Below are 8,701 nucleotides of genomic sequence, written 5' to 3'. Positions count from 1 at the left end.
GCGCCCGCTGCTGGCGCAGTGGCGCGCCGAGCGCGGCCTGCCGGCCGACCCCATGGCTGCCTTCGCCGCGAGCGGCTACCTGGCGACGATCGCCGCGGAGCGCGTGGGGGGCACCCAGTCCGGCTGGGGCGCCTGACCGCACCATCCGACCGCACCGACCGCACCACCTGATCGCACCACCCGACCGCACCACCCCGTCCCACCCACCCCTTCCAGACGAGAGGACGAGCCGGATGACGCACGCGACTGCCACCCAGCTCATCGACCGCTCCCGGCGCCTGGGCGCCGACCCGCGGACCACCAACTACGCCGGCGGCAACACGTCGGCCAAGGGCACGGACACGGACCCGGTCACCGGGGAGCAGGTCGACCTGCTCTGGGTCAAGGGATCCGGGGGTGACCTGGGCACGCTCACCGAGACCGGCCTGGCCGTGCTGCGGCTGGACCGCGTCCGGGCCCTCGTGGGCGTCTACCCGGGGGTGGACCGCGAGGACGAGATGGTCGCGGCGTTCGACTACTGCCTGCACGGCAAGGGCGGGGCGGCGCCGAGCATCGACACCGCGATGCACGCCCTGGTGGATGCGGCGCACGTCGACCACCTGCACCCGGACTCCGGCATCGCCTTCGCCACGGCGGCCGATGGCGAGGCGCTGACCCGCGAGGTGTTCGGCGACCGCGTGGCCTGGGTGCCGTGGCGCCGTCCCGGCTTCCAGCTGGGCCTGGACATCGCCGCGATCGCCCGGGACAACCCCCAGGCGATCGGCGCGATCCTCGGCGGGCACGGCATCACCGCGTGGGGGGACACCTCCGAGGCGGCCGAGGCGCGCTCGCTCGAGATCATCCGCACCGCCGAGGGGCACATCGCCGCGCGTGTGGCGGCGCTGGCCGCGCAGGGCCGCCACCCGTTCGGCGCCGTCCGGCCGGGCTTCGCCGCCCTGCCGGCCACCGAGCGTCGCGCCAGGGCGGCCGCCCTCGCCCCGGTCATCCGTGGGCTGGCCAGCACAGACCGTCCGCAGGTGGGCCACCTCACCGACTCCGACGCAGTGCTCGACTTCCTCGGCCGCGAGCGGCTCGCGGAGCTCGGCGCGCTGGGCACGTCGTGCCCCGACCACTTCCTGCGCACCAAGGTCCGCCCGCTCGTCGTGGACCTGCCGGCCGACGCGCCCGTCGAGGACGTCGTCGTGCGCCTGCGCGAGCTGCACGCGGCCTACCGCGCGGAGTACGCCGCCTACTACGCGCGGCACGCGCTCGCCGACAGCCCCGCCATGCGCGGCGCCGACCCGGCGATCGTGCTCGTCCCGGGCGTCGGCATGTTCTCCTTCGGGGCCACCCAGCAGACCGCCCGCGTGGCCGGCGAGTTCTACGTCAACGCGATCAACGTCATGCACGGCGCCGAGGCGATGAGCACCTACGCGCCGATCGACGAGGCCGAGAAGTTCCGGATCGAGTACTGGGCGCTCGAGGAGGCCAAGCTCGCGCGGCTGCCGAAGGCCAAGCCGCTGGCCTCGCGCGTCGCGCTCGTCACGGGCGCCGGCTCGGGGATCGGCCGCGCGATCGCGGTGCGGCTGGCCGCAGAGGGCGCGTGCGTCGTCGTGGCGGACCTCGACCTGGCCACGGCGCAGGCGGTCGCGGCCGAGCTCGGCGGGCCCGACGTCGCCGTCGCCGTGCGTGCGGACGTGTCCAGCGAGGCCGAGGTCGCCGCGATGCTCGCCGAGTGCTCGCTGGTCTTCGGTGGCGTGGACCTCGTCGTCAACAACGCCGGGCTGTCGATCTCCAAGCCGCTGCTCGAGACCACCGAGCGGGACTGGGACCTGCAGCACGACGTCATGGCCAAGGGCTCGTTCCTCGTGTCCCGCGAGGCCGCGCGCGTCATGCTCGCCCAGGCGATGGGCGGGGACATCCTCTACATCTCCTCGAAGAACTCGGTGTTCGCCGGGCCCAACAACATCGCGTACTCGGCGACCAAGGCCGACCAGGCGCACCAGGTGCGCCTGCTCGCGGCCGAGCTGGGCCCGCACGGCATCCGGGTCAACGGGATCAACCCCGACGGCGTCGTCCGCGGCTCCGGCATCTTCGCCGCCGGCTGGGGCGCCCAGCGGGCCGCGGTCTACGGCGTGGCCGAGGCCGACCTGGGCGCCTACTACGCCAAGCGGACCCTGCTGGGCCACGAGGTGCTGCCCGAGCACGTCGCCGCGGCGGCGTTCGCGCTCGTGGGGCCGGACCTGGGCCAGACCACCGGACTGCACGTGCCCGTGGACTCCGGCGTCGCGGCGGCCTTCCTGCGATGAGCACCTACGCCGCCGTCGACCTCGGTGCCTCCAGCGGGCGCGTGCTCGTGGGGCACCTGGCCGCCGGGCGCCTCGAGACGGTCGAGGCGTCCCGCTTCGCCAACGTTCCCGTGCGCGTGCCGGCCGGGCCGTCGGCGGCCGACGGTGCGACGCAGGGCGGGGCGGCCGGCACGCTGCACTGGGACGTGCTGCGGCTGTGGCGCGGCGTGCTCGAGGGGCTCCGGGTCGCCGGGCACGAGCACGGACCCGTGCGGTCCGTGGGCGTCGACACGTGGGCCGTGGACCACGGGCTGCTCGACGCGGACGGCGCCCTGCTCGGCAACCCGGTGCACTACCGCGACGAGCGCACGGCGGGCGTGCCCGAGCGGGTCTTCGAGCGGATGCCGGCTGCCGAGCACTACGCGCTCACGGGCGTGCAGGTGCAGCCCTTCAACACGATCTTCCAGCTGGGTGCGGCGGCCGGGACGGCGCAGCTCGCCGCCGCCCGCCGGATGCTGCTCGTTCCCGACCTCCTGGGCTACTGGCTCAGCGGCGTGGAGGTCACCGAGCTGACCAACGCCTCGACCACCGGGCTGCTCGACGCCGCGACCGGCGGCTGGAGCGAGCGGGCGCTCGCGGCGCTGCGGGACGCGACGGGGGCCGACGTCGGCGCGCTGCTGGCACCCGTCGTCGCGCCGGGCCGGGTGCTCGGCCCGCTGCGCCCCGACCTGGCGGCCGAGCTGGGGCTGGGCGGCGCGGAGCTCGTCGCGGTGGGCTCGCACGACACGGCCTCTGCCGTCGCGGCCGTGCCGATGGACCCGTCCCGTGCGGCGTACATCTCCTCTGGCACGTGGTCGCTCGTCGGCGTCGAGCTCGACGCCCCGGTGCTCACCGAGGCGAGCCGCGCGGCCAACTTCACCAACGAGCTGGGCGTCGACGGCACGGTGCGCTACCTGCGCAACGTCGCCGGGCTGTGGCTGCTCTCGGAGTCGATGCGCGCCTGGGCGGCGCAGGGCCGCCCGCACCACCTCGCCGAGCTGCTCGAGGCGGCCGAGCACGCGCCGTCGCTGGCCTGCGTGGTCGACGTCGACGACCCTGCCTTCACCCCGCCGGGGGACATGCCCAGCCGGATCGCCGCGGCCGCGCGGCGCACCGGCCAGCGGCCCCCGCCGGACGAGGCGACCACCGTGCGCGCCATCCTCGACTCGCTCGCGCTGGGCTACCGGCGGGCGATCCGCCAGGCCTCGGCGCTGTCCGGCCGCACGGTCGACGTGGTGCACGTCGTCGGCGGGGGCTCGCGCAACACGCTGCTGTGCCGGCTGACGGCCGACGCCACCGGCCTGCCGGTGGTCGCCGGGCCCGTCGAGGGCACCGCGATGGGCAACCTGCTGGTCCAGGCCTGGGCCACCGGAGCCCTGCCCGGCGGGCTGCCCGCCATCCGCGAGGTCGTCGTGGCCTCGTCCGACCTGACCCGGTGGGAACCCACCGGCAGCAAGGCCGCGTGGGACGCGGCCGAGCGCATCCTGTGGCCCTGAGCCACCCCACCCAAGGAGAAAGTCCGACCATGCCCCTTCACGAGCCCTTCCCCGAGCTGGACGAGCTGCTCACCTCCATGGGCGCCGGCGGCACCCGGATCAGCGAGATCGACGCCTCGGAGGCCGGCGCGGGCAACATCTCGGTCTACATCGGCTGGGACATCGAGCTGCGCCGCCGGTTCCCCATCGAGTCCGAGATCGCGCTGCCGCTGCCCGCCCCGGCCCTGGCCGGCAAGAGCCTGCTCGTCACCGGCTCCGGCCGCCGCCTGCGCCAGATCCACGAGGACCCGCTGGCGAACGTCGGCGCCCTGCGGATCCACGAGGGCGGCCTGACCGCGACCCTCTACACCTCGCCGCGCCGCCTCTTCGAGAAGCTCACCAGCGAGTTCAACTCCCACCTCGGGGTGCACCAGGACCAGGTGGCCCGCCGCGGGGTGGACTTCCAGGCCGTCGTGCACGCGCAGCCGCCGTACCTCACCTACCTGTCGCACATCCCCGCCTACCGGGACACGGCGGCGATGAACGGCAAGATCCTGCGCTGGGAGCCGGAGAGCATCGTCGCGCTCTCTCAGGGCGTCGTCGTGCTGCCGTTCCTCGTGCCCGGCTCGGCCGGGATGATGGACGCCAACGTCGAGGGCCTGCGCACCTCGGAGATCACGGTCTGGTCGAAGCACGGCGTCATGTCGCGCTCCGACCTGTCGGTGACCCGCGCGGTCGACCGGATCGAGTACGCCGAGACGGGCGCCAAGTACGAGTACATGGACATCGTCGCCGGCGGGCGGGCCGAGGGCCTGACCAAGGCCGAGATCAAGTCCGTCGCGGACGAGTTCGAGATCGACTCGCCCTGGGTCTGATGGACCATCCCGGGGGGAGCGCGGCTCTGCGCTCCCCCCGGGGCACCGCGGGAGCCGGGTCACCGGTTACCGTCGTCTGAGCTCCGCCGTCACCGTCGACCTGGGAGGACGCCCGTGCGCATCGCCGTCTTCGCGACGTGCCTGGTCGAGACTGCCTTCCCGCAGGCCGCGATCGCCACGGTGCGGCTGCTCGAGCGGCTGGGGCACGAGGTGGACGTGCCCGCCGGGCAGGCCTGCTGCGGGCAGATGCACGTCAACACGGGATACGCCGCGCAGGCCGTGCCCGTCATCCGCAACCACGTGCGGGCGTTCGCCCCGGTGCTCGACGGCGCGTGGGACGCGATCGTCGCGCCGTCCGGCTCGTGCGTCGGGTCCACCCGCCACCAGCAGGCGTCCGCCGCGCGGCGCGCGGGCGACGAGACCCTCGCCGTGGCGGCCGAGCGCGTCGCGGCGCACACCTACGAGCTGTCCGAGCTGCTCGTCGACGTGCTCGGCGTCACCGACGTCGGCGCGTCCTTCCCCCGGACGGTGACCTACCACCCGACGTGCCACTCGCTGCGCCTGCTGCACGTGGGGGACCGGCCCGCACGGCTGCTGCGGGCCGTCGAGGGCCTCGAGCTGATCGACCTGCCCGAGGCCGAGTCGTGCTGCGGGTTCGGCGGGACGTTCGCGCTGAAGAACGCCGAGACGTCCTCGGCGATGGTGGCGGACAAGGCTTCGTCCATCGTCGCGACCGGAGCGCAGGTGGTCACCGCGGGGGACTGGTCCTGCCTCATGAACATCTCCGGTGCGCTCAGCCGCAGCGGCACCGGCGTGCACGCCGTGCACCTCGCCGAGATCCTCGCGAGCACGCGTGAGCACCCGTGGGCGCCGGCATGAGCGTCCCCCTGGGCATGCCGCGCGTGCGCCCCCAGCCCGCCACCGCCCCCACCGACCCGCTGCGCTGGGGCCCCACCTTCCCCGAGGCCGCCCACGGCACGCTGGCCGACGCCCAGCTGCGCGCCAACCTGCGCCGCGCCACGGGCACCATCCGGGACAAGCGGTTGGCGGTCACCGCAGAGCTGCCCGACTGGGAGGACCTGCGCACCGCGGGATCGGCGATCAAGGCCCAGGTCATGGCCGACCTGCCTGCCCTGCTCGTCGAGCTGGAGGCCGCCGTCACCGCGCGCGGCGGCGTCGTCCACTGGGCCACGGACGCCGCCGAGGCCAACCGGATCGTCACCGACCTCGTCCGGGCTGCGGGCGCCACCGAGGTGGTCAAGGTCAAGTCCATGGCCACGCAGGAGATCGGGCTCAACGAGCACCTGGCGGCCCAGGGCATCACGGCGGTCGAGACCGACCTCGCGGAGCTCATCGTGCAGCTTGCGGGGGACATGCCCTCGCACATCCTCGTGCCGGCCATCCACCGCAACCGGGACGAGATCCGCCAGATCTTCACGGACTCGATGACCGGAGCGCCCACGGACCTCACGGCCGAGCCGCGCGAGCTGGCGATGGCCGCGCGGGCGCACCTGCGCGAGCGCTTCCTGCGCGCCACGGTCGCCATCAGCGGGGCCAACCTCGCGATCGCGTCGACGGGCACCGTGGCGGTCGTGGAGTCCGAGGGCAACGGCCGGATGTGCCTGACCCTGCCGCGCACCCTCATCACCGTCATGGGGATCGAGAAGGTGCTGCCCACGTTCACCGACCTCGAGGTGTTCCTCCAGCTGCTGCCGCGCTCCTCGACGGGCGAGCGGATGAACCCCTACACGACGATGTGGACGGGGGTGACCCCGGGCGACGGCCCCCAGGAGTTCCACCTCGTGCTGCTCGACAACGGCCGCACGCGCGCGCTCGCTGACGAGATCGGCCGCCAGGCGCTGCACTGCATCCGCTGCTCGGCGTGCCTCAACGTCTGCCCCGTCTACGAGCACACCGGCGGCCACGCGTACGGCTCGGTCTACCCGGGCCCCATCGGCGCGATCCTCACCCCGCAGCTGCTCGGCCTCGGCACGCCCGGCGGCCTGCCCGGCGCGGGCCCGCACGACCCGACGGGCTCCCTGCCGTTCGCCAGCACCCTGTGCGGCGCGTGCTACGAGGCGTGCCCCGTGAAGATCGACATCCCGTCTGCGCTGGTCCACCTGCGCGAGCGGGCCGTGAGCCCCGCGGGCGGTGCGCACCTGCCGACGGCGACCGGCCTGGCGATGGGCGGTGCGTCGGTGGTGCTGTCGTCCGGCCGCCGGCTGCGGCTGGCGGCCCGCGCGGTCGCCGTCGTCGGGCGCGTGCTCGGGGGCCGTCGGCTGCGCCGCGCGCCCTACCCGGGCTCGCTGTGGACGCGCACGCGCGACCTGCCGGCGCTGCCGCGCGAGTCGTTCAGCGACTGGTGGGCCACCCACCGCCAGCCCCCCACGCCCCCGACGCACGGCCCGGGCGGCGCGCCGTGAGCGCGCGCGAGACGGTGCTGCGCCGCATCCGGGTGGCGCTCGCCGCGACGCCGTCGGCGCCGGTCGTCACGGCCGACGACGTGCCGAGGACGTACGCCCGCGAGGGTGCGGTGCCGAGCAGGTCGGCCGCTGCGGTCGACCTGCTCGCCGACCGCCTCGTGGACTACCGCGCCACGGTGCTGCGCTGCACGCCGGACGACGTCGCACGCGTGGTCGCGGCGCAGCTCGCCGATGCGGGGTCCGTGGTGGTCCCTGCTGGCGTGCCGGCCGCGTGGGCGCGCGCGGTCGCCGAGGCCGGGGTCGTGGTGCGGGTCGACGAGCCGGCGGTGGACGCGAACCCCACCGGGCCGCCGGCCGACGCGGTCCCGCTGAGCCACGCCGAGCTCGACGCGACGGGCGCCGTGCTGACGGCGTGCCGCGTCGCGATCGCCGAGACCGGCACCATCGTGCTCGACGCCGGCCCCGACCAGGGCCGTCGCGCGCTCACCCTGCTGCCGGACCGCCACGTGTGCGTGGTGCGGGCCGACCAGGTGGTCGGCAGCGTGCCCCAGGCGGTCGCGCTGCTCGCCGAGCACCCCGAGCGGCCGCTGACCTGGATCTCGGGTCCCAGCGCGACGAGCGACATCGAGCTGGTCCGGGTCGAGGGCGTGCACGGCCCGCGGGACCTGCGCGTGGTGCTCGTCGGCTGACGGTCCCGCATCGCGGACGCCGGGTTGCGGCCCCGGCCCCCGCGGGTGAGGGTCTGCCCATGAGCGCACGCGAGCAGCTGGAGGCCTTCTGGCCGACCCGTCGCGCGCACCTGTTCGACGGGTCCTGTCGACGCGGCTGATCGATCGCCGCCGTCCACCCCCACCCTGCAGGAGACCGCCATGTCCGTGACCGACGAGTACCTCGAGAACAACGCCGCCTACGCCGCCGGGTTCGCCGGCCCCCTGCCCCTGCCGCCGTCCCGGCGCATCGCCGTGGTCGCCTGCATGGACGCTCGGCTCGACGTCCACCGCGCCCTGGGCATCGCCGAGGGCGAGTCCCACGTCATCCGCAACGCCGGCGGGGTCGTCACCGACGACGTGCTGCGCTCGCTGACCATCTCCCAGCGGCTGCTCGGCACGCACGAGATCGTGCTCGTGCACCACACGGACTGCGGGATGCTCACCTTCACCGACGATGCCCTGGCGGCCCAGGTCCAGGCGGACACGGGCATCAAGCCCCGCTGGGCGGCCGAGGCGTTCGACGACCTCGACGTCGACGTGCGCCAGTCCATCGAGCGGATCCGCACGTCGACGTCGATCCCGCACACCGACGCCGTGCGCGGGTTCGTCTTCGACGTCGCGACCGGCCGGCTGCGCGAGGTCACGACCGGCTGACGCCGGGCCGCGGCGGGCCCAGCCGAACCTCGGCGGGCCCGTCGCACCCGGCGCGTCGTCCGGCGCCTCGCGTCAGTAGGTGAACGCCCCGACCCGGGTGCGCAGGTCCGCCGCCAGCGTCGTCAGCTCCGCGGTCGAGGCCTGCAGGCCCTCGAGCACGGCGGACGCGGACGACGCCGACGTGGCGACGCCCGTGATGGTCGCGGCGATCTCCCCGGAGCCGGTGGCGGCCTCGGCGACCCCGCGGGACATCTCCGA

The 8,701-nt window shown here is 75.0% G+C and carries 7 protein-coding genes and 2 pseudogenes; 8 read left to right on the top strand and 1 reads right to left on the bottom strand.

What is annotated here, in order from left to right; translation table 11 throughout:
- From PKY62_RS10765 to PKY62_RS10730, 8 genes and pseudogenes are all read left to right on the top strand, one after another.
- Positions 1 to 136, top strand: a pseudogene (locus tag PKY62_RS10765) (L-rhamnose isomerase); the annotation flags it as partial.
- Between the two features lie 97 nt (positions 137 to 233).
- On the top strand, positions 234 to 2,288 hold the full coding sequence (locus PKY62_RS10760) for a bifunctional aldolase/short-chain dehydrogenase (RefSeq protein WP_324536800.1): 2,055 nt from the start codon (positions 234 to 236) through the stop codon (positions 2,286 to 2,288).
- On the top strand, positions 2,285 to 3,802 hold the full coding sequence (locus tag PKY62_RS10755; protein WP_324536798.1) for a rhamnulokinase: 1,518 nt from the start codon (positions 2,285 to 2,287) through the stop codon (positions 3,800 to 3,802). Before PKY62_RS10760 ends, PKY62_RS10755 begins: the two co-directional genes overlap by 4 nt.
- A gap of 29 nt (positions 3,803 to 3,831) precedes the next feature.
- Complete coding sequence (locus tag PKY62_RS10750) at positions 3,832 to 4,656, top strand: class II aldolase/adducin family protein (RefSeq protein WP_324536796.1); 825 nt, start codon at positions 3,832 to 3,834, stop codon at positions 4,654 to 4,656.
- A 114-nt stretch (positions 4,657 to 4,770) separates the two neighbouring features.
- Positions 4,771 to 5,535, top strand: coding sequence for a (Fe-S)-binding protein (locus PKY62_RS10745; protein ID WP_324536794.1), 765 nt, complete (start codon positions 4,771 to 4,773; stop codon positions 5,533 to 5,535).
- Positions 5,532 to 7,079 carry a lactate utilization protein B gene (locus PKY62_RS10740; RefSeq protein ID WP_324536792.1) on the top strand — a complete coding sequence of 516 codons (1,548 nt, stop codon included), beginning with the start codon at positions 5,532 to 5,534 and terminating at the stop codon, positions 7,077 to 7,079. Before PKY62_RS10745 ends, PKY62_RS10740 begins: the two co-directional genes overlap by 4 nt.
- A complete protein-coding gene (locus PKY62_RS10735; protein ID WP_324536790.1) occupies positions 7,076 to 7,768 on the top strand; it encodes a LutC/YkgG family protein in 693 nt (230 codons plus the stop codon). Before PKY62_RS10740 ends, PKY62_RS10735 begins: the two co-directional genes overlap by 4 nt.
- Positions 7,769 to 7,948: 180 nt before the next feature.
- Positions 7,949 to 8,443, top strand: a complete 495-nt coding sequence (locus PKY62_RS10730; RefSeq protein ID WP_324536788.1) for a beta-class carbonic anhydrase — start codon at positions 7,949 to 7,951, stop codon at positions 8,441 to 8,443.
- A 72-nt stretch (positions 8,444 to 8,515) separates the two neighbouring features.
- Here PKY62_RS10730 and PKY62_RS10725 read toward each other — a convergent pair.
- Positions 8,516 to 8,701 (bottom strand): annotated as a pseudogene (locus PKY62_RS10725) (methyl-accepting chemotaxis protein); the annotation flags it as partial.

This window comes from Actinotalea sp., from assembly GCF_035443605.1.
GTDB lineage: Bacteria > Actinomycetota > Actinomycetes > Actinomycetales > Cellulomonadaceae > Actinotalea.
The sequence above is the reverse complement of the archived record's forward strand: the minus strand, read 5'-3'. Positions and strand labels throughout refer to the sequence as shown.

Excerpts from the sequence above, each read along its gene's own strand:
- PKY62_RS10740 (WP_324536792.1), top strand. The coding sequence starts at position 5,532 with ATGAGCGTCCCCCTGGGCATGCCGCGCGTGCGCCCCCAGCCCGCCACC.
- PKY62_RS10730 (WP_324536788.1), top strand. The coding sequence starts at position 7,949 with ATGTCCGTGACCGACGAGTACCTCGAGAACAACGCCGCCTACGCCGCC.
- PKY62_RS10750 (WP_324536796.1), top strand. The coding sequence starts at position 3,832 with ATGCCCCTTCACGAGCCCTTCCCCGAGCTGGACGAGCTGCTCACCTCC.
- PKY62_RS10760 (WP_324536800.1), top strand. The coding sequence starts at position 234 with ATGACGCACGCGACTGCCACCCAGCTCATCGACCGCTCCCGGCGCCTG.
- PKY62_RS10755 (WP_324536798.1), top strand. The coding sequence starts at position 2,285 with ATGAGCACCTACGCCGCCGTCGACCTCGGTGCCTCCAGCGGGCGCGTG.